The organism is Dankookia rubra, assembly GCF_004355005.1.
Taxonomy (GTDB): domain Bacteria; phylum Pseudomonadota; class Alphaproteobacteria; order Acetobacterales; family Acetobacteraceae; genus Paracraurococcus; species Paracraurococcus ruber_A.
In genome coordinates, this window is record NZ_SMSJ01000024.1 from 1 (window position 1) to 17,505 (window position 17,505).

Genomic DNA, 17,505 nt, shown 5'->3' on the forward strand with positions numbered 1-17,505 from the left:
CGCAGCACCAGCTCGATCAGCTCTGCCTTGCTCAGCCGCTCAAGCGCATCCCGCTGCATGCCAGGATCGAATCAGGCATCCCACTTCCGCGCAAGGGGGGTGGGTAATTACGGAGCGTGACGGACGGATGATGAAGCTGCGGCAGAAGATCTCCGGCGGCTTCCGCTCTGAGGCTGGTGCCAAGGACTTCGCCGTGATCCGCTCGCTCCTCTCAACCGCAAGAAAACAAGGCTGGGACCTGCTCCAGACCCTTACCAGCGATCCCAGGCAGCTGATTGCGCGCCTCCGGCTGGCCTGATTGTCGTCCCGGCACCTGGGCAGTAACGTATAGAAGCACACCCGTGCCTTCTCTCAGACCAAAAGGCGTGATTGGTTGAGCATTTGAGCCAGGGCCTCTTTGGCTTACTCCCTAGTCACGGCGGCAGGCATCTGATGCTCTAATGTCCACAGTTATTAATTCGGCCTTCATTTTTTTGAGTTCAGGCGGCGTAGCGGAACTGAGAGTTGCAGAATTAGATTCGGATCCGAGCGAGAGACTTCGAGAACTTGCGCAGACGGCGAATGACGTTCTGTTTGAGTTGCGATTTGCTGCGGGCGGGCGGCTTGGCAGTGACCGCCTGTTTGATGTCGCCGTTCAGGCCCTCGTCCGGGTTGAGATCGGGGCTGTAGGCTAGGAGGTGGAAGACCTCATCGGATCCTGGCGCCCGTCCAACCAGCCACGGACCTGACGGGAGCGATGGACAGGAAGGCGGTCAAGGATCAGGAAGACCTTGCGTCCGGCGTCGCGGATCAGGCGTTCGAGGAAGCGGATCAGGGTGGCGGCCTTGATCGCGCCGTCGAGCACCATCCAACTTGCGACAGGAAAAGTCCTGGGAAGGAGGATGACGTAATCTGAAACCTTCCATCGCGTTCCAGAGGGTTCGACACCCTCCCGGCAAAGGCGCAGCCCGCCAGCCGGAAGCAAGCCTTGCATGGGCGCGGGCAACGACGCTCGTGAAGCGTAGGCAGCGGAGACCAAAGCCCGGGGTTGAGCCCCGATATAGCAGCGGCATACGGCGCGACGGCTTTATCGGCGGCTGCTGACGGAGTTTCCTGGCACGGCATTGGCAGAGTCGACGGTGCGCAACCATGTCCGCGAACGCCGTCGTGCCATGGGTCTGGTGCGTCGGGAGACCTTTGTGCCGCAGAGCTATGGCTTGGGCCAGGAGGCGCAGGTCGATTGGTACGAGGCCTGGGCCGACCTTGGCGGCGAGCGGACCCGGGTGCAGGTCTTCGCGATGCGCTCGATGGCCAGCGGCGCCGCCTTCCACCGCGCCTACCTGCACGCGACGCAGCAGGCCTTCCTCGAGGCGCATGAGGGAGCCTTCGCCTACTTCGGCGGGGTGTTCCGTGTGCTGCGTTACGACAACCTGGCCAGCGCGGTGCGCAAGATCCTGCGCGGGCACCGGCGGGAGGAGACGGTGCGGTTCGTGGCGTTCCGCTCGCATTGGCGGTTTGCCGCGGAGTTCTGCACGCCCGGCGAGGGGCATGAGAAAGGTGGCGTCGAGGGCGAGGTCGGCTATTTCCGGCGCAACCACCTGGTCCCGGTGCCCGCTGTGGCCGACCTCGACGCGCTGAATGCGTTGTTGCTGGCGGGGTGCCGCGCGGATGAGGCACGGATCCTGGATGGCCGCCGCGAGGCGGTTGGCCTGGCGATGGCGGCGGAGCGTGACCACCTGCTGCGCCCGGCGGCCGAGGGGTTTGAGCTGGCCGAGGTCGCGTTCCCGCTGGTGGACAAGCAGGGCTGCGTCACGGTCAAGACCAATACCTACTCGGTGCCCGCCCAGGCGGGCAGCCGGGTGGAGGCGCGGGTGTATCCGCTGCATGTCGAGCTCTGGCAGGGTGGACGGCGGATTGCCCGCCACGAGCGTTGCCACGGTCGTCGCCAGCAGGTGCTGGATCTCGAGCACTACCTGGATGTGCTGGGCCACAAGCCCGGCGCCCTGGCCGGGTCCCGGCCGCTCGAGCAGTGGCGCCAGACCGGGCGCTGGCCCGCCTGCCATGACGTGCTCTGGGATCGGCTGCGGGCTCGGCACGGCAAGCAGAACGGCACCCGGGCGATGGTGGCGGTGCTGCTGCTGGGTCGGGAGTTCGGCGAGGAGCGGCTGCGGGCGGCGATCGCCACCGCGGTCTCGCTCGGCGCCAGCGACGTCGCGGCGGTGCGCTATCTGCTGGGCGAGGCGGTGTTGCACAAGGCCCGGCCCACGCCGGTCGAGATCGGCGAACTGGCCCGCTACGACCGGCCGATGCCCAGCGTCGCCGACTACGACACACTGCTGCTCTCCAGCCCCTGCGCGGGAACGGCGTGATGAGCGATCTGCAGGACCAAGCGATCCGGCAGCACTGCAAGGTGCTGCGCATGCCGACGATGGGCAGCCAGTTCAGCCGCCTGGCGGAGACCGCCATCCGCGAGAAGCAGTCCCATCTCGGCTATCTCGAAGCCCTGCTGGCGGCCGAGATGGAGGAGCGCGAGAGCCGGGCGATCACGCGTCTGCTGCACGACGCCAAGCTGCCGCGAATGAAGACCCTTGAGGCGTTCGAGTTCGACCGCTCCGGCGTCTCGGCCGCGCAACTGCGCGGGCTGGCCGAGGGCGACTATGTCGCCAGGGCGGAGCCGGTGTTGCTGATCGGCGAGGCTGGGACGGGGAAGTCGCATCTGGCGACAGGGCTGTGCGTGGCGGCTTGCCGTCAGCGGCGGCGGGTGCGGTTCACCACGGCGACCGGGCTGATCAACGAGCTGGCCGAGGCGGCGCATGCCAACCAGCTGAGCCGTGCGCTCGGCCGCTGGGAGCGGCTCGACCTGATCTGCATCGACGAGTTGGGATACGTGCCCCTCGCCGAAACCGCCTGCGAGTTGATGTTCCAGGTGATTGCCGATCGGGCGGAGAAGGCGGCGGTGATCGTAACCACCAACCTGCCGTTCTCCGAATGGCCGCAGGTCATCCCGAACCCACGGCTGTGCAAGGCCTTGATCGACCGCCTAACCGATCGGGCGCACATCATCACCACGGGCGCAGATTCCTACCGGTTCCGCCGTACCACGGCGCAGCGCAAGGCCGCCAAGCCATGAGGAGAGCACCAGAACCGCGACGCTGACCGTCCTGGCCGGGCCGCGGCCCGGCCAGGACGGTCAGAAGCGGCAGGTGGGCCGGAATTCGCCAGCACTGCTGGGCCAACATTCACAGACACAGCGATCCGAGAGCCGGGCAAAGGTCTGGGATGGAACGTCAGGAAACCTGTGAGATCCCTTGTAGGTCCTCAGGCAGAGTGCCGGACAGGGCAGCCCGGCTCATCAAGGCCCAGGCCCGGACGCGGATCCCTGCCGCGCCGGGAGCGCTTCGGCGAGCACGAAGACAGGGAAGCCTGGGGAGCCTGGAACCGAACCCATAAGGGACCGGGACATGCCTGCGAGGGAAGTCGTAGCGCCTTCATAGTACCTGCGAAGTCGGGGAACCGGGCTCGCTGGGACCCGACGGAGGGAAGGGAGGCGTCACGGGGAGAGAGCCGGTGGCGGGAAACATGGGAGGGGACACTGAACCCCACAAACCTGTCCACAGAACGCCAGCGGATAGCCGATCTACGCGTCGCCACATGATGGCGAGCGAAGCTCTCCCGTGAGGAACCGGATGCGGGAAATCTGCACGTCCGGGTCTGTGAGGGGTGGGGACGGCAACGTCCCCACCTACTCGGCGCAACTCGTCCTTGTTGGTCACCGCTGAGACCAAGCCGACATTGGCCCGCCGGTGGTTGGGCGAACCACCGGGGTTTTGCTGCGCGGGGCATAGCTGAGACCACGCACGTCCTCCGAGCGCATGCCACTCTCGTCACCCCAAAAGATCACCCCGTTCGCCGCTTTGGCTTACCGCACGATGGCCGGATACTCCCGCCGCAGCCAGCCCCGGGTCCTGCTCATAGGCGCGCCACACCGGCTTCTGCGGGGTGAAGCCCTAGCGCGCCAGGTATTTGCCCACCGTGCGCACCGCAAGGAAAGCCCCTCAGCGCTGCCGGATGACCTCGCCCACCGCCGCCCGGCCCCAGAGCGCGAAGTCTAACCTCAACTCACCCCGCAAATGGGTCCGGATCAGCCGCTGCACCTCGGCTTCCTGCGCCGCATCGAGCACCCGCTGCTCATCGGGCTTGCGCCCGCGCTTGCCGCTCACCAAACTATCGCGCGACAGCAACCTTGGCCGGTCAGCGACACGTAGGTTGGCCGGTTTGGCCGGACGCAGGGCGGGCGTAGCCCGGCCGTAGTCCGGCCAAACCGGCGGGCGGGTTTGATCGCCCTCCCTCTGGTCGCGGCGTGTGTGGGCAGGATCGGACCCTCGCTTCGAGGAGCAGGTCCGACGTGCCCGGACGCCCCGCCACCGACCAGCAGGTGAATCTGTACATGACCTCCCGTCATCACCATCCCCAACGCGCTGCCGCCGCCGCCAGCGGCATTAGCGAGCGCACCGGCCGTCGGATCGAGCGTGATCCCCGGCCGCCGTCGCAGAAGGCGGCCGAACGCCCGCGCAGGCGAAAGACGGTCGATCCGCTCGACGGGCTCTGGGAGAGCGACGTGCTGCCGCTGCTCCTCAGCCGCCCTGGCCTGCGGCCGGTCACGCTGCTGGAGGAGATGCAGCTGCGCCACCCCGGCCGCGATTGGGACCGGCTGCGGCGCACCCTGGAGCGTCGGGTCCGCAGCTGGCGCGGCGAGCATGGCCCGGAGCGCGAGGTCATTTTCCGCCAGGACCATCCGCCGGGACAGCAGGGCCTGTCGGACTTCACCGATATGGGCGACGTGGCAGTCCGCCTCAGCGGGACGCCCTTCGCGCACCGCCTCTACCACTTCGTCCTCGCCTACTCCGGCTGGGAGCATGCCGAGCCGGTGCTCGGCGGCGAGAGCTTCACGGCACTGGCCTGCGGCCTGCAGAACGCGCTGTGGTCGCTCGGCGGTGCCCCCGTCGAGCACCGTTCCGACAGCCTCTCCGCCGCCTTCCGCAACCTCGACCGCGACGCCGCGGAGGATCAGACCCGGCGCTACGAGGCGCTGTGCGGCCACTACGGCATGCAGCCGACCCGCAACAACCTGGGCATCGCCCATGAGAACGGCGCCATCGAGAGCCAGCACGGCCATCTCAAACGCGCCATCGCCCAGGCCCTGATGCTGCGCGGCAGCGCCGACTTCGACAGCCTCACCGCCTATCGCGGCTGGCTCGCCGACCTGATCGGGCGTCGCAATGCCCGGCGCGACCGGCTGGTCGGGCTGGAGCGGGCCGTCCTCGGGCGGCTGCCGCCGCGGCGCACCACCGACCACGACGAGGCCGTCGTGCAGGTCACCTCCAGCAGCGGCTTTGTGCTGAAAAAGGTGTTCTACACCGTGCCGTCGCGGCTGATCGGCTTCCGGCTCAGCCTGCACATCTATGACGACCGGCTGGAATGCTTCCTCGCCCAGAGCCACGTGCTCACCCTGCCGCGCGGCCGCGCCCCCGGCGACGGGCGGCGCATCCAGGTGGTCGACTACCGCCACATCATCCACAGCCTGCGGCGCAAGCCGATGGCGCTGCTCAACCTGGTCTACCGCGACGCGCTGTTCCCGCGCCCCGCATACCGCGCCGCCTGGGAGCATCTGCTCGCCGCCGGTGATCCGCGCGCCGCCTGCCGCATCCTGGTCGACCTGCTGGCCCTGGCCCATGAGGGTGGCTGCGAGGCCGACCTCGCCCAGGTCATCACCGAGCAGCTGGGACGGGGCGGCGGCGTGCCGGAGCTGGCGGTGCTGCGGGCACGCTTTGCCCCGGCCATCGCCGCACCGCCCCAGGTCCGCGTCGAGCTGCCGCCGATCGCCAGCTACGACGCCCTCCTCTCCAGCCCACAGGTGATCGCCGGGGCGACAGCATGAACGACAGCATCACCGTCGACGCCGCGCGCCTGCCGTTGCTGCTGCAGGAGCTGCGCCTGCCCACCATCGCCGCGATGTGGCAGCAGTTCACAGCCCGCGCCGACCGCGAGGGCTGGCCCGCCGCCCAGCTGCTGGCAACGCTGGCCGAACTCGAACTTGCCGACCGCGCCCGACGACGCGTCCAGCGCCACCTGGTCGAGGCCCGCTTGCCGCCCGGCAAGACCCTCGGCAGCCTCGACTTCCACGCCATTCCCATGGTCAGCCACGCCCACGTTTCGGCGCTGGCCACCGGCGATGCCTGGTTGGACAAGGGCTCCAACATCCTGCTGTTTGGGCCAAGCGGATCCGGCAAGTCGCACCTTGCCGCCGCCATCGGCCACGCCCTCGTCGAGAACGGCTACCGCGTGCTGTTCACCCGCGCCACCGACCTGGTCCAGCGCCTGCAGACCGCGCGCCAGGCCCTGGCTCTCGAGAGTGCCGTCGAGAAGCTCGACAAGTACCACCTGGTCATTCTCGACGATCTTTGTTACGTCCGCCGTGACCAGGCAGAAACCAGCGTCCTGTTCGAGATGATCGCTGCCCGCTACGAGCGTCGCAGCCTGCTGGTGACTTCGAACCAGCCCTTCGGCGAGTGGACGAGTGTTTTTCCCGATGCCGCCATGACGCTCGCGGCCGTCGATCGCCTCGTCCATCACTCCACCATCCTGGAGATGAACGTCGAAAGCTATCGCAAACGAGCCGCCGCAACGCGCCAAAACCGCTGGAAAGCCAGCGACAACAAGCGCGACACCAGGACCACCACGCCACAGGGCTGACCCCTTGCGCCGACACGAACCTTGTCGCGCAGTACCTGTCACCCCATCATCCACAGGCCAGCGACCGGACATCCTTGCTGTCGCTGACCGGCCATCCTTCGTGTCGCGCTACACGCCGAAGTCCTGTTTGCTCTCGGAGCTCACACCAGAGCTCCGCTAGTGGACAGAGAGGTGATGAGCGCCGTAGTGCCCAAAATAATCCCCATCCCGACCCCGATTCTGACGAGGGTCTGCAGCAGACCTTCCATCTGGTTGCTGGCGATCCAGCCGCCGACCGATCCAACGATGATCGCGATGCAGATGATCTGCGCGACCTCGCCCTGCAGCGACGCCTTCAACGTCTGGAGCCAGCTGGAGTAAGGCATCGAACCACCGCCGGCCGAGGCGTGCGCAGGCGTCGACGACATAGCCATCAGCGCAGGAAGGGTGGCCGCCGCGATTGTGTCGCGTAGCCGATGAGCACTCGGTACTCTCATGCTAAATCTCCAGGGTTAGGGAATAATCGGCACCGTCCCAACCAGAGACAGTTGCCATTTGGCAAACTCGCCTGACGCCGTCAGCGGACTTCTCAAGGCAGACGATCAGATCGACCGCCTCAGAGATCATCGGTTGCAGACGTGCGAGAGTGCCGCTCAACGCCGCCATTTGCTCAAGACGCAACAGGGCGGTGCGAGGTGTCGGGCGGGAAGTACGAGCGTGCAGGGAGCAAAACCCTCCATCGTGCCCGGTATTCCAGCTCATCAGTAAATCGAGTGCCTCGGCACCTCGGACCTCGCCAACGGCGATGCGATCCGGGAACGCGCGTAAGCCGTCGCGCAGGGCCTGTTGCTCGGAGTAGGTGTCCGTCGTCCTGACGAACAGCACATTGCGCAGAATGCCGCGGCGGAGCTCGCGCGTGCCTTCGATTACATAGAGCCTGTGCCAGGGAGTAAGCCGGCGGATCGCGTCCTGAAAGGCATTCAGCAGCGTCGTCTTGCCGGTGCCAGTCCCACCGACGACCACGATGTTTTCCTGCGCAGTGATCGCACGCTCGATGCGCGCGCACTGATTAGCCGTCATCGTCCCCGCCGCAACATACTCCTCGAGGGTGATGAGCTGGCTGGAAGGAACCCGGATTGCCCAAGCCGGGCTGATCGTTGCCGGAGGAAGCCATCCCTGGAACCGAGGCCCGTCGCCGTACAGTTCACCTGCGACGCTCGGCCGATCCCTGTTGACCACCGTCTCCAGGGTGCCGGCAACAGCCTCTACCAAGCTGCGGGCTTGAGCCGGCCCCATGGTTCCAGCTGGCTCAGGCATCTCGCCGCGGCGCACGACCCAGACGAGATCCGGGGGTTCCACCGCCTCAGGGGGATTCAGGTAGACATCGGTGACGCCGGGATCACTCAACAAACCGAGCACAAGCGGGCCCAGCGCATGGCGCAGGTGATCTAGGCGGCGTGCAATCGAGACATCACGAGGGGCAAGGCCCTGAAGGGCGGAATGCTGCATGGCGATATAGGTTTTATCCTATATCGAGAGGCCTCCGCAATAGAGCTTTTATCCTATAAACAAATTCAGATTACGGTGTTAGGAGACGGTGCAAGGGTACGCCGACAGCCGAGGCGAGCCGCTCCATCGTATCCAGCGTAATGTTCGCTTGCCCCCGCTCGATTAGGCTGATGTCGGGTTGAGCAATACCGGTCGCCTTGGACAGTTCGGCCTGAGTTAGACTCTTCGCCTGGCGCGCTTCCTTCAAGCGCCGCGCAAACAGCGATTTACCCTCCTCGGTCATGTTCCGATCGTCGCCCCACCACCAGGTCCAGTCAGAACCGCTCTCGACCGCGGGGCTTGTAACACCGTTCGGCGCCGAATTGACAGCCTTGGAGACTAGCGAACGACCGGCATCCGGCTTTGGCTCAACACCGACGGCGGAGTTCCAAGGGTGGTCGGTCATGCAATTAGGCTCCTAATCCCTTCAGCTGCCTCCCATCCAGATTTTCTTTCCTTTGGAGCCGCAAGCTGACAGAGAAGCTGCTGACGGGCCGCGCCTAACCCCCCGCCGGGGTATGCTCGACCTCCTCGATCGCGGTGAAGATAGATCGCAGATCCTGGAGCAGGCTTTCAGCCTGTTCCTGGGTCACCTCCACCGAGAGGTTGCCATGGGCGACCGCGTTGCGGGTCGTGGCAAAGCCTCGGAGGCGGGTCGCAACATTGGCCTCGACGTAGCCCTCTTCTGCTAATGCCTGGACGGCTTGGAGCGGTGAGAGCGGCTTCGGGGCCGCAGAGCCGCTATTGGCGCGGGCTAGGTGCGCCATGGCCTCTAGGGCCGACCATCCAGCCAAAAGTGCAGCCCCCTGATGACCACCCGTCGCAAGTGCCTCCACCTCGCCCAGCGCGCGCTGTAGCTGTTGCCAAGTTGGTACCGGGATATCAGGTAGCCGGTCGGCAGGAGGTGTGAGATAGATCGCCCGGAACTCCCAGCCTTTCTCACGGGAGACCCGCTCGGAGATGTCCGCAACTCGGCGGTTCGCCCCCATGTTCGGCCCGCGCTTCACTTCGAAGACGATGCCCCCATCCCGACCCAGCGCGATCGCGTCGGGCTTGTAGTCACCCAGAAACGACGGGATGACATTGCGTGGGGGATCAACGAAAAACTGCATGCCTTTAGCCTCAAGGGAGAGCTTGAGGTTCCGAAGGACATTGCTTGCCCAGAAGGATGCTTCCGGTCCGGCGGTGCTTGCAGCTGATGTCATGGCACCTCCCTCCAGGCGAGGTCGTCATCGAGTCGGATGTAGACCGATGGCCGCTCCATTTCCAGCGCCGCCTCAAGTATGGGGGTCAACGATTTGAATATCCATGGCACACCCGGTTCGAACTTCTGTACCACGACGCGTTCGATCAGCCTGTCGGTGGGGTAGATTACCTTGTCCATGCCATCGAGGATCGGTTTGATGATGTTATCGACGTCGCCGTCCATCGGCGCCACGGGAAAGTAGAATATGGTGGCGGCCAGTGGGCGGCTATCGATCTGGTAGGCCTCCTGCAGCTCATTCGCATGTGCGCCGGCCAGCTCGCCAACTTTCTTCTCCCACGCCTCTCGGGCTTTGTTGTTTTTGGTCTGGAGAGAGCGCGGCGTGTCCTGGATCATGAACTCGAAGGGAAACGGCAGGCTCAGCTCGGAATTCCAAAGATCACTCAACGGATAGAAGCCTGCCGATCAATGCGGGTTGCGACACCATAGGGCTGCCGCGCCGGCTGAGAAAGACCTGCTATCCCCCTACCCATCGCGCCCTGACCATGGCCCCGACATACCTCTACGAGACCACCGGCACAGACGAGGCCAAGGATCCGGTTGCGATCCGCATGCCCACTGGCGGCGGCTGCAGTCCTGTTCTGCCTCAGGCTTATTCGATCCCCGTGCCAAGGCTGCGTTATAAAGCCCCTCTTGCCTCATCAGGAACCCTACACTTTTCCGCAGCAAGTCCAGTCGAGCCTTCCTATTGATCCGCGACTTCAGTTGCATCCAATCACGTCGCCACCTTTACCGCTACTCCAGTGCCACTAGGGCCTAGTCTAGTAGCACAGGCGGAAGGCTGGGGTATCGAGGCCGACGTGCTGGCATTCCACAAGGCGCAAGGCCCTGGCTACCTTACCCGCATGAACCGAGACCTGCGGGCGGCAATGCTTCAGAACCTGCAGCGCCGTATACTGCCAAAGGGGAGACAAGTAGGGTGACAATGTCACCAAGCTGTTGCCTCTAAGGACCCCGTTTGAGAATGTCCGGCCGGCAGTGCTTTGGGTTCTGGCTCTGCCCAAATGGAAGGGATGTGGACCAAGGAGCACCGGGCGCGGCAGGCGGCGTTTGAGCGTCGGCGGCGCTATCCGACCGATCTGACGGACGAGGAATGGGCTTCGGTGCAGCCGCTGCTGCCGCCTACTGCAGGGCGTGGCAGGCCACCGAGCGCGGACATGCGGGAGATGCTCAACGCAATCCGCTACCTGGCCCGTGCGGGCTGCGGCTGGCGGATGCTGCCGGTGCATTTTGGGCCGTGGCAGACGGTGTACTGGTGGTTCCGGCGCTTCGCCCGGCGCCTGCTGTTCCAGACCATCCACGACATTGCGCTGATGCTGGACCGCGAGCGACAGGGCCGGGAGGCCAGCCCGAGCGGAGGGGTGCTCGACAGCCAGACAGTGAAGGCGCCACACGCGCCTGACGGCGGCGGCTACGACGCCGCCAAGCGGATGAAGGGGCGCAAGCGGCATGTCGCCGTGGACACGGACGGGCGCCTGCTGATGGTCAACCTGACCCCAGCCGACATCCAGGACGCGGCCGGGGCGGAGCGGATCATCGAGGCGGTGCGCAAACGCTGGCCCTGGCTGAAGCACCTGTTTGCCGACGGCGCCTATGACCGGGGCAGGCTGATGAGCCAGGCCGCCTACCGCGACTTCGTCATCGAGATCGTCCGCAAGCTGGCTGACCAGAAGGGTTTCCGGGTCCTGCCCAGACGCTGGGTGGTGACCGCCTGTACAATCTTGCCAGGCCGGACTTCGAGTGGTCCAAAACGATCCGGCGTAGCGAGCTACGCGACCTGGGGTTTGCCGGCGGTAAGGCCGGACTGAATCTGCATCGGGTGCCTTCGACAGGAGGCGCTTCCGATGGAGGAGCGGATGGTCCGATGCAAGGATCGCCCTCGCCTGATGGTGCGCGAGGCGTTCGAGACGACCCGCGTAGGCCAGCAGTGCCTGATCAACGCCTACGCCCGTCTGTTCCCGATCCGGCGGGCAGGCGTGGCGTCCGAACCCAAGACCCCGGGACAGGCGGACAGGCTGGTCCGCAGAGGCGGAGGTAAGCATGCCTGACCGTCATGTCGCCTTCTATGCACGCGTCTCGACCGAGGGGCAGGCGCGCGACAACACCATTGCCAGCCAGATCACGGCCCTCCGCGAGCGGATTGCCGCCGATGGTAGGCAACTCGAGCCTGATGACGCCTATGTCGACGAGGGTTACAGCGGCTCTGTCCTTGTTCGTCCGGCGTTGGAACGGCTGCGCGACGCGGCTGCGGCGGGGCGCATCGACCAACTGTATGTCCTTGCTCCCGACCGGCTGGCCAGGCGCCACGCACACCAGGCTCTGCTGATGGAAGAGTTCCGCCGCGCCGGGATGGAGGTGCTGTTCATGAACCGGCCGATTGGCGGCACGGCCGAGGATGATTTGCTGCTGCAGATGCAAGGCGTGATTGCCGAGTATGAGCGGTCCAAGATTCTGGAGCGTAGCCGGCGTGGACGCCGTCACGCGGCACGTGCGGGTCTGCTGAGCGCTTTCACCACCGCCCCGTTCGGGTATCGCTACGTGCCGAAGGACCAAGGTGGTGGCGTAGCGCGGTTCGACGTGGTGCCGGAGGAAGCACGGTTCGTGCGGCTCATCTTCGCCTGGATCGGCCTGGAGCGGTTGAGCCTGCGCGAAGTATGTCGCCGTCTGCAGCAGGCCGGTGTTCCGAACCGACGCGGCAGCGGCCTTTGGTATGCCTCGACCCTGCACGGCATGCTGAGCAACATGGCCTATATCGGGCGGGCGATGTACGGGCATTCCCGCTACCTCCCCAGCCGCCCGCGGCTGCGGCCCCTACGGGGCCATCCGCAGCCGCCGAAGCGCCCAGGAATACGGGTCGCCGTGCCCCGCGAGGAGTGGATCGAGGTGCCGGTGCCTGCCCTGGTCGACCCAGCGGTATTCGAGGCTGCCCAGATCCAGTTGGCGGAAAACCGCCAACGCAAGCGCGACAGCCTGCGTGGACCTCGCTGGCTGCTGCAGGGGCTGACGGTCTGCCATCGCTGCGGGTATGCCTACTACGGCAAGACGGCGCCCGTATCGGGCCGTGACCGCAGCAAGGGCGAGTATCGCCATTATCGCTGCACCGGGACGGACGCTCACCGCTTTGGCGGCACCGCGATCTGCGACAACCACCCCGTTCGCGGCGACCATCTCGAGCAGGCTGTCTGGGGTCACGTGCGCGCGCTGCTGGAGGCTCCCGACAGGCTGGCCGACGAGTACCAACGACGATTGAAGGAGGCGTACGATGGTCGGGCCAAATCCGAGGAACTGGCGCAGATCGTACACCAGATTGCAGCTCTCCAGCGTGGGATCGGCCGGTTGATCGACAGCTATGCAGCCGGCGTGATTGACCGCTCAGAGTTCGAGCCGCGCGTTGCCGGGCTCAAGACGCGTGTGGCCCAACTTCAGCAACGGCAACAGGACGCGGCCGAGGCGGCAGACGCCGAGCGGGAGTTGATCCTGGTCACCAGTCAGCTGGAGAACTTCGCCACCAAGGTGCGCGCTGGGCTTGATACCCTCGACTGGCTCGGCACACGGGACATCATACGAACGCTGGTGCGGCGGATCGAGATTGATGGCGACGACATCGAAGTGGTGTTCCGCGTCCCACCGCCAAGCGGCAGCGCTCCCCCGCCGCCCGGCCCCGCTGGCGGAAACGCCCCAAACTGGCAAGATTGTACAGGCGGTCGTCGAGCGGACCTTCGGTTGGATGACACGCTGGCGCCGCCTCGTCCGTGACTACGAGCGCCGCTGCGACGTCAGCGAAGCCATGATCCGCGTCAGCCTCGGCGCGCTCCTGCTCCGCCGTGTCGCCCACCCGTAGCCATTCTCAAACGGGGTCTAAGATCTTGGGGTGTGGCTGGCGGCACGCATCAGATTCACAGCTATGGACAGCTCGACCGGCAGAGATGCCTGTCTGCTGGTCGAGTAGCAGCAACGGGGGTACGCCCGGTGCCACCGCAGCAGCGATTTCGCTGAGTGCACGGTCATAACCACCGTACGGCAATGCGACCAGTCGGCCGCCCAGAGCTCCATCACCCAATGATCGGTCCGGCGGTTGCCGCGGCCCGCCGGACCAGACCTCGGTCCGAGTCAGGAGATCGGGGCATCTCCAGGGTACTCCCCCCTCGGTCAGAGGCTTCATCACGGTGGCGAGGTCAGATACCCTTGGGCGTGATGAGAATGACACTGGACCAGCTCCGCGTCTTCGTGGCTGTGGCGGAGCGGCAGCACGTGACCCGTGCGGCGGAGGCTTTGAGCATGGCGCAATCGGCAGCAAGCGCTGCGGTCGTGGCTCTGGAAACCAGATATGGCATTCGCCTTTTCAACCGGGTTGGCCGCGGTATCGAGCTGACGGAAGCCGGGCGTCGTTTCCTGATGGAGGCACGGGCAGTGCTGGTCCGCGCTGAGGCTGCAGAGCTGATGCTTGCCGAACTGAGTGGCTTGGTAAGTGGCACACTGTCGGTATGGGCCAGCCAGACCATCGCCAGCTATTGGCTGCCGCGCCACTTGGTGGCGTTCCACCGGGCACATCCCGGTATCGAGATCCGGTTGACCATCGGCAACACCGCACAGGTCGCCGCTGCGGTACATGAGGGCTTGGCGGAGATCGGCTTCGTCGAGGGCGCAGTGGAGGACGGCCTGCTCAGCAGCACGACTGTCGCCACCGATCAGCTCGTACTTGTGGTGGCGGCGGACCACCTTTGGGCGGCCAAAGCCGAACTGACCTTGAGGGACGCCGCCGAACAGGGGGAATGGGTCCTGCGCGAGCCTGGCTCCGGTACCCGTTCGGCCTTCGAAGCAGCCCTGGCCGCGGCAGGGATACCGCTCAGCCGCTTGCGGATCACATTGGAGCTGCCCTCGAACGAAGCGGTGCGAGCCGCGGTCGAGAGCGGCATGGGTGCCACCGTGATCTCTGCCTCCGTCGCCGTGTCAAGCCTGGAGGCCGGGCTGCTGCACAGGGTCGCGCTTGCTTTGCCCGAACGCGAGTTTCACGTGTTGCGTCACCGCGAACGGCACCCCAGTGGGGCCGCCGAGGCGTTGCTTTCGCTCATTGCCGCTACCACGCCCCGATCCGGCCCGGCCGGCTGATGATTAGGTGATCCTGAGCAGCCAGATCATCCCCAAGCCAACGGCGCCAAGTGCCAGCAGCGAGAGGCTTACCGCGGCAGTCACACGCCCGCCAGCCCGGGCCACCACCCGCACATCCACGCCGAGACCCAACGCGGCCATCGAAACCACGGTCAGTGCGGTAGCTAGAGTGGCAATCGGTGGGAGCGCCACCTGCGGCACCAGGCCTAGCGAACGCAGCGTGGCCAGCGCCAGGAAGCCCAGGATGAACCAGGGGACCAGCCGGTGCAGGGGCGGACGACCGAGTGCCGGGTGATCCCCCGCGCTGACTTGCGGCGCCACCTGGTCGGTTTCCTCGCGCAGCCGGGCTGTCAGCAGCGACAACACAAGGACCACCGGACCGAGCATCAGCACGCGCACCAGCTTGACCAGCGTGCCGATCTGAATGGCCAGAGCACCGGCGGGCGCGGTTGCTGCCAGCACTTGCGGCACGGCATAAACGGTGAGGCCAGCCATTACGCCAAACTGAATGCCGGACAAGCCAAGTGCCGTCGCCAGCAGAGGCAGCCCAAGCACGACGAGCACGCCCAGGACTGCCGTGAAAGCGATGGAGGAAGCGACGTCGTCGCCATCGGCGCCAATCACGGGCGCGACGGCGGCAATCGCGGAGTTGCCACAGATGGCGTTTCCGCAAGCGACCAGGATGGCCATGCGTCGCGGCAACCCGAGCAGCCGGCCGATGCCGTAGCCGCCGCAAACTGCAGCGACCACGAGCGCGACGATGCCGAGCAGCAAAGCCGGCCCCACCATCAGGATGGTGGCGGCGCTGACCGAAGCACCCAGCAACACCACGGCGATCTCGAGCAGCGTCTTGGCGCCAAACTCAATGCCGGGCCGCCAGCGGGCATTCGGGGTCCAGGCGGTGCGCACCACCGCACCAAGCAGGATGGCGAGCACCAGCGCCTCCAGCCAGGCGCGGCCGAACAGCGCTGTTTCGGCATGCTCCAGGCCGATGGCGACGAGGGTTACCCCGACACAAAGCAGGAGGCCAGGCAGCAAGCGAACGAGGCCGATCCTTAGTATCGCAGCGGTCGGCGTGACAGGCAGGTTCGAGGGCAAGGCGGGCATGGCAGGCTCCCTGAGATAGGAGCAAGCTGGGCTTTGACGAATGATCGTTCCAACGCTGGATTCCGATCAATCCAAATCGCCTCGCTGATCGATCGCACCCTCGACCTGTCTGTCCGACACAAGACGTGTCAGTGCCGCCTCTGACGGCCGCTACCGTCCATAGGCGGCGACCAGATAGCTCACGATCGCCTTCATATCCGCTTCCTCGACCGGCGCACCGTAGACGTGGCGCATCTTATTCACTTCGGCCGTCCAAAACGCGCCTGGGTCCCGCAGATTGCGGGGCTGGGTGGAGATGTAGTCAGCGGAGTGGCAGGCGACGCAATTGGCTTGCGCAACATCGAGGCCCGGCCCGGGCGCAAGTTCCGCCGTCTCTTCTGGCAACTCGTACTGGATCGGCTTTGCGGTTGCCGCCACGGCCAGTCCGGCAGTCAGCGTCACCGCGAGTATAAGTACGCGCATGTGCATCCCTCTCACGCCACGGTCACAGAGACAGTCTCGATCACGTTGCGCATGTATCCCGGCGGATTCCACTGCGCGTCCATCGGCTGGGTGCTGCCATCCTTGCCGGTGGCGCGCGACATCAGGCGATGCGCACCGGCCGGCAGGCGCAGGCTGGCCTCGAAGCCGCGGAAGGAATACTTGCCGAGATCCTCGCTGAGGCGCGCATCTATCCAGCTCTTGCCGCCATCAGCCGAGATCTCGACCCGGGCAATGCCCGACCCGCCGTCAAAGGCGATGCCCTTGACAGTCAAGTCTTGACCGGCCGCGAGATGCCCTGCTTCCACCGGAGCGGTAATGAAGCTGCGGACGTTGTAACGCCCGATCGGCCGAGTCTTCGGCGCGGCTGTGCCGGCCGGCACACAAGCGCAGTCATTGTCCGGGATGCGGTAGGCCGAGGTCATCCAGAAGCTGTCGGAGGGCTTGTCGAGCACCGTGATCTCATGAAGGTGCTTGACCCAATAGGTCCCGTAGGTGCCCGGAACCACCAGACGCAGCGGGTAGCCGTTCAGCATCGGCAGGTCCTCGCCGTTCATTGCCCAGGCCAGCATCACCTCACCGTCGAGCGCATGGTCGAGGTCGAGTGCCTTGGTAAAGTCTGGCGTGTCGGGTGCCGGCGGCTCGTCCAGGCCATTGAAGCTGACCTGTACCGCGCCGGCGGCGATGCCGGCACGGTCGAGCACCGACTTCAAGGTGACGCCGCGCCAGCGCGCATTGCCCATTAACCCATGCGCCGCCTGCCCGCCGGCAACCCGTGGCTCGGAAAAGCCGCGGCTGTTGCCGGAGCACTGATTCACGGCGACGATCTCGGTCGCGGGCATCGCTTTCAGTTCGACCAACGACAACGAGAGCGGCTTCTGCACTCGGCCCTGCACCGAGAGTCGGAAGGTCTCAGGGTCGAGATCCTGCGGCGGCGCATTGCCCGAGAGGTGGTAGCGCACGAAGAAGGCGTCGTTGGGGGTGATGAGACCTTCAGCATAAACCGCGAAGGGCGTCTCCAACTGCGGTGGCCGAGTGGTGAGGCGAATCAGCGGGCGCTTCTGCGGATAGGTCACCAAGGGCCGCTCACCATTGCCGAAAGGCAACATGACCGTTTCCGCCCGGCTCGCCGTGGCAATGCCCAACCCAAGCACGGCACCGGCACGCAACGCACCGCGCCGGTTCATCAGAAACCTATCCGTCCCGATCATGCAGTCCTCCCTTTGAGCGCACTGGTCGATGCGAGGCCCGACCGTTGGCGCGGTTTCCTGTTCAGCGTCCGATGG

The 17,505-nt window shown here is 65.7% G+C and carries 18 protein-coding genes and 4 pseudogenes; 12 read left to right on the plus strand and 10 right to left on the minus strand.

Annotation, left to right across the window (positions count from 1 at the left end):
* Positions 1-112: 112 nt before the first annotated feature.
* Positions 113-298, plus strand: a pseudogene (locus E2C06_RS37640) (IS66-like element ISBrsp5 family transposase); the annotation flags it as partial.
* 372 nt (positions 299-670) lie between these two features.
* Here E2C06_RS37640 and E2C06_RS37645 read toward each other — a convergent pair.
* On the minus strand, positions 671-847 hold the full coding sequence (locus E2C06_RS37645; RefSeq protein WP_165982457.1) for a transposase: 177 nt from the start codon (positions 845-847) through the stop codon (positions 671-673).
* 208 nt (positions 848-1,055) lie between these two features.
* Between E2C06_RS37645 and istA (E2C06_RS41145) the strand changes: the two are divergent.
* The 3 genes and pseudogenes from istA (E2C06_RS41145) to istB (E2C06_RS17680) form a co-directional block, all read left to right on the plus strand.
* Positions 1,056-1,709 (plus strand): annotated as a pseudogene (gene istA, locus E2C06_RS41145) (IS21 family transposase); the annotation flags it as partial.
* A complete protein-coding gene (locus tag E2C06_RS41150; RefSeq protein WP_408869914.1) occupies positions 1,695-2,348 on the plus strand; it encodes a Mu transposase domain-containing protein in 654 nt (217 codons plus the stop codon). The pseudogene istA (E2C06_RS41145) and the gene E2C06_RS41150, both read left to right, overlap by 15 nt.
* Entirely contained in the window at positions 2,348-3,109 is a 762-nt protein-coding gene (istB, locus tag E2C06_RS17680; RefSeq protein ID WP_133289948.1) for an IS21-like element helper ATPase IstB, read from the plus strand. The genes E2C06_RS41150 and istB (E2C06_RS17680) overlap by 1 nt, the downstream gene beginning before the upstream one ends.
* Positions 3,110-4,034: 925 nt before the next feature.
* Here istB (E2C06_RS17680) and E2C06_RS37650 read toward each other — a convergent pair.
* Complete coding sequence (locus E2C06_RS37650; protein WP_165982458.1) at positions 4,035-4,199, minus strand: hypothetical protein; 165 nt, start codon at positions 4,197-4,199, stop codon at positions 4,035-4,037.
* 185 nt (positions 4,200-4,384) lie between these two features.
* Here E2C06_RS37650 and istA (E2C06_RS17685) point away from each other — a divergent pair, with 185 nt between their 5' ends.
* Both istA (E2C06_RS17685) and istB (E2C06_RS17690) read left to right on the plus strand, forming a co-directional pair.
* Positions 4,385-5,917 (plus strand): IS21 family transposase, encoded by a 1,533-nt coding sequence (istA, locus tag E2C06_RS17685; protein WP_133289949.1) that lies wholly within the window; start codon positions 4,385-4,387, stop codon positions 5,915-5,917.
* Positions 5,914-6,732, plus strand: a complete 819-nt coding sequence (istB, locus tag E2C06_RS17690; protein ID WP_133289950.1) for an IS21-like element helper ATPase IstB — start codon at positions 5,914-5,916, stop codon at positions 6,730-6,732. The genes istA (E2C06_RS17685) and istB (E2C06_RS17690) overlap by 4 nt, the downstream gene beginning before the upstream one ends.
* Positions 6,733-6,872: 140 nt before the next feature.
* Here the strand turns inward: istB (E2C06_RS17690) and E2C06_RS17695 are convergent, their stop codons facing one another.
* The 5 genes from E2C06_RS17695 to E2C06_RS17715 form a co-directional block, all read right to left on the minus strand.
* The gene (locus E2C06_RS17695; RefSeq protein ID WP_133289951.1) at positions 6,873-7,208 is read right to left on the minus strand and encodes a TrbC/VirB2 family protein; all 336 of its coding nucleotides are present in this window, start codon (positions 7,206-7,208) and stop codon (positions 6,873-6,875) included.
* A gap of 1 nt (position 7,209) precedes the next feature.
* The gene (locus tag E2C06_RS17700; protein ID WP_133289952.1) at positions 7,210-8,220 is read right to left on the minus strand and encodes an ATPase, T2SS/T4P/T4SS family; all 1,011 of its coding nucleotides are present in this window, start codon (positions 8,218-8,220) and stop codon (positions 7,210-7,212) included.
* Between the two features lie 70 nt (positions 8,221-8,290).
* Positions 8,291-8,665, minus strand: a complete 375-nt coding sequence (locus tag E2C06_RS38755) for a helix-turn-helix domain-containing protein (RefSeq protein ID WP_206664576.1) — start codon at positions 8,663-8,665, stop codon at positions 8,291-8,293.
* A 94-nt stretch (positions 8,666-8,759) separates the two neighbouring features.
* On the minus strand, positions 8,760-9,464 hold the full coding sequence (locus tag E2C06_RS17710) for a hypothetical protein (protein WP_133289953.1): 705 nt from the start codon (positions 9,462-9,464) through the stop codon (positions 8,760-8,762).
* Entirely contained in the window at positions 9,461-9,910 is a 450-nt protein-coding gene (locus E2C06_RS17715; RefSeq protein WP_241671338.1) for a RusA family crossover junction endodeoxyribonuclease, read from the minus strand. The genes E2C06_RS17710 and E2C06_RS17715 overlap by 4 nt, the downstream gene beginning before the upstream one ends.
* Positions 9,911-10,323: 413 nt before the next feature.
* Here E2C06_RS17715 and E2C06_RS40610 point away from each other — a divergent pair, with 413 nt between their 5' ends.
* The 6 genes and pseudogenes from E2C06_RS40610 to E2C06_RS17745 all read left to right on the plus strand — a co-directional run bounded on the left by E2C06_RS40610 (position 10,324) and on the right by E2C06_RS17745 (position 14,632).
* Positions 10,324-10,446 carry a BrnA antitoxin family protein gene (locus E2C06_RS40610; protein WP_241671339.1) on the plus strand — a complete coding sequence of 41 codons (123 nt, stop codon included), beginning with the start codon at positions 10,324-10,326 and terminating at the stop codon, positions 10,444-10,446.
* A 90-nt stretch (positions 10,447-10,536) separates the two neighbouring features.
* A pseudogene (locus E2C06_RS17725) lies at positions 10,537-11,229 on the plus strand (IS5 family transposase); the annotation flags it as partial.
* A 138-nt stretch (positions 11,230-11,367) separates the two neighbouring features.
* The gene (locus tag E2C06_RS17730) at positions 11,368-11,571 is read left to right on the plus strand and encodes a hypothetical protein (RefSeq protein WP_133289955.1); all 204 of its coding nucleotides are present in this window, start codon (positions 11,368-11,370) and stop codon (positions 11,569-11,571) included.
* Positions 11,564-13,279, plus strand: a complete 1,716-nt coding sequence (locus E2C06_RS17735) for a recombinase family protein (protein ID WP_133289956.1) — start codon at positions 11,564-11,566, stop codon at positions 13,277-13,279. The genes E2C06_RS17730 and E2C06_RS17735 overlap by 8 nt, the downstream gene beginning before the upstream one ends.
* Positions 13,227-13,364: pseudogene (locus E2C06_RS17740) on the plus strand (IS5-like element ISRso1 family transposase); the annotation flags it as partial. The gene E2C06_RS17735 and the pseudogene E2C06_RS17740, both read left to right, overlap by 53 nt.
* A 359-nt stretch (positions 13,365-13,723) precedes the next feature.
* Positions 13,724-14,632: a LysR family transcriptional regulator gene (locus E2C06_RS17745; protein ID WP_133289957.1), complete on the plus strand. Its 909-nt coding sequence runs from the start codon at positions 13,724-13,726 to the stop codon at positions 14,630-14,632.
* 3 nt (positions 14,633-14,635) lie between these two features.
* Here the strand turns inward: E2C06_RS17745 and E2C06_RS17750 are convergent, their stop codons facing one another.
* From E2C06_RS17750 to sorA, 3 genes are all read right to left on the minus strand, one after another.
* Positions 14,636-15,739: a YeiH family protein gene (locus E2C06_RS17750; protein WP_133289958.1), complete on the minus strand. Its 1,104-nt coding sequence runs from the start codon at positions 15,737-15,739 to the stop codon at positions 14,636-14,638.
* Between the two features lie 150 nt (positions 15,740-15,889).
* Positions 15,890-16,201 (minus strand): SorB family sulfite dehydrogenase c-type cytochrome subunit, encoded by a 312-nt coding sequence (gene sorB, locus E2C06_RS17755; protein ID WP_241671340.1) that lies wholly within the window; start codon positions 16,199-16,201, stop codon positions 15,890-15,892.
* Between the two features lie 11 nt (positions 16,202-16,212).
* Positions 16,213-17,430 (minus strand): SorA family sulfite dehydrogenase catalytic subunit, encoded by a 1,218-nt coding sequence (gene sorA, locus E2C06_RS17760; protein WP_133289960.1) that lies wholly within the window; start codon positions 17,428-17,430, stop codon positions 16,213-16,215.
* Positions 17,431-17,505: the final 75 nt, after the last annotated feature.

Excerpts from the sequence above, each read along its gene's own strand:
- E2C06_RS37645 (WP_165982457.1), bottom strand. The coding sequence starts at position 847 with ATGGTGCTCGACGGCGCGATCAAGGCCGCCACCCTGATCCGCTTCCTC.
- E2C06_RS41150 (WP_408869914.1), top strand. The coding sequence starts at position 1,695 with ATGGCGGCGGAGCGTGACCACCTGCTGCGCCCGGCGGCCGAGGGGTTT.
- istB (WP_133289948.1), top strand. The coding sequence starts at position 2,348 with ATGAGCGATCTGCAGGACCAAGCGATCCGGCAGCACTGCAAGGTGCTG.
- istB (WP_133289950.1), top strand. The coding sequence starts at position 5,914 with ATGAACGACAGCATCACCGTCGACGCCGCGCGCCTGCCGTTGCTGCTG.
- E2C06_RS17695 (WP_133289951.1), bottom strand. The coding sequence starts at position 7,208 with ATGAGAGTACCGAGTGCTCATCGGCTACGCGACACAATCGCGGCGGCC.
- E2C06_RS17700 (WP_133289952.1), bottom strand. The coding sequence starts at position 8,220 with ATGCAGCATTCCGCCCTTCAGGGCCTTGCCCCTCGTGATGTCTCGATT.
- E2C06_RS38755 (WP_206664576.1), bottom strand. The coding sequence starts at position 8,665 with ATGACCGACCACCCTTGGAACTCCGCCGTCGGTGTTGAGCCAAAGCCG.
- E2C06_RS17710 (WP_133289953.1), bottom strand. The coding sequence starts at position 9,464 with ATGACATCAGCTGCAAGCACCGCCGGACCGGAAGCATCCTTCTGGGCA.
- E2C06_RS17730 (WP_133289955.1), top strand. The coding sequence starts at position 11,368 with ATGGAGGAGCGGATGGTCCGATGCAAGGATCGCCCTCGCCTGATGGTG.
- E2C06_RS17735 (WP_133289956.1), top strand. The coding sequence starts at position 11,564 with ATGCCTGACCGTCATGTCGCCTTCTATGCACGCGTCTCGACCGAGGGG.
- E2C06_RS17745 (WP_133289957.1), top strand. The coding sequence starts at position 13,724 with ATGACACTGGACCAGCTCCGCGTCTTCGTGGCTGTGGCGGAGCGGCAG.
- E2C06_RS17750 (WP_133289958.1), bottom strand. The coding sequence starts at position 15,739 with ATGCCCGCCTTGCCCTCGAACCTGCCTGTCACGCCGACCGCTGCGATA.
- sorB (WP_241671340.1), bottom strand. The coding sequence starts at position 16,201 with ATGCGCGTACTTATACTCGCGGTGACGCTGACTGCCGGACTGGCCGTG.
- sorA (WP_133289960.1), bottom strand. The coding sequence starts at position 17,430 with ATGATCGGGACGGATAGGTTTCTGATGAACCGGCGCGGTGCGTTGCGT.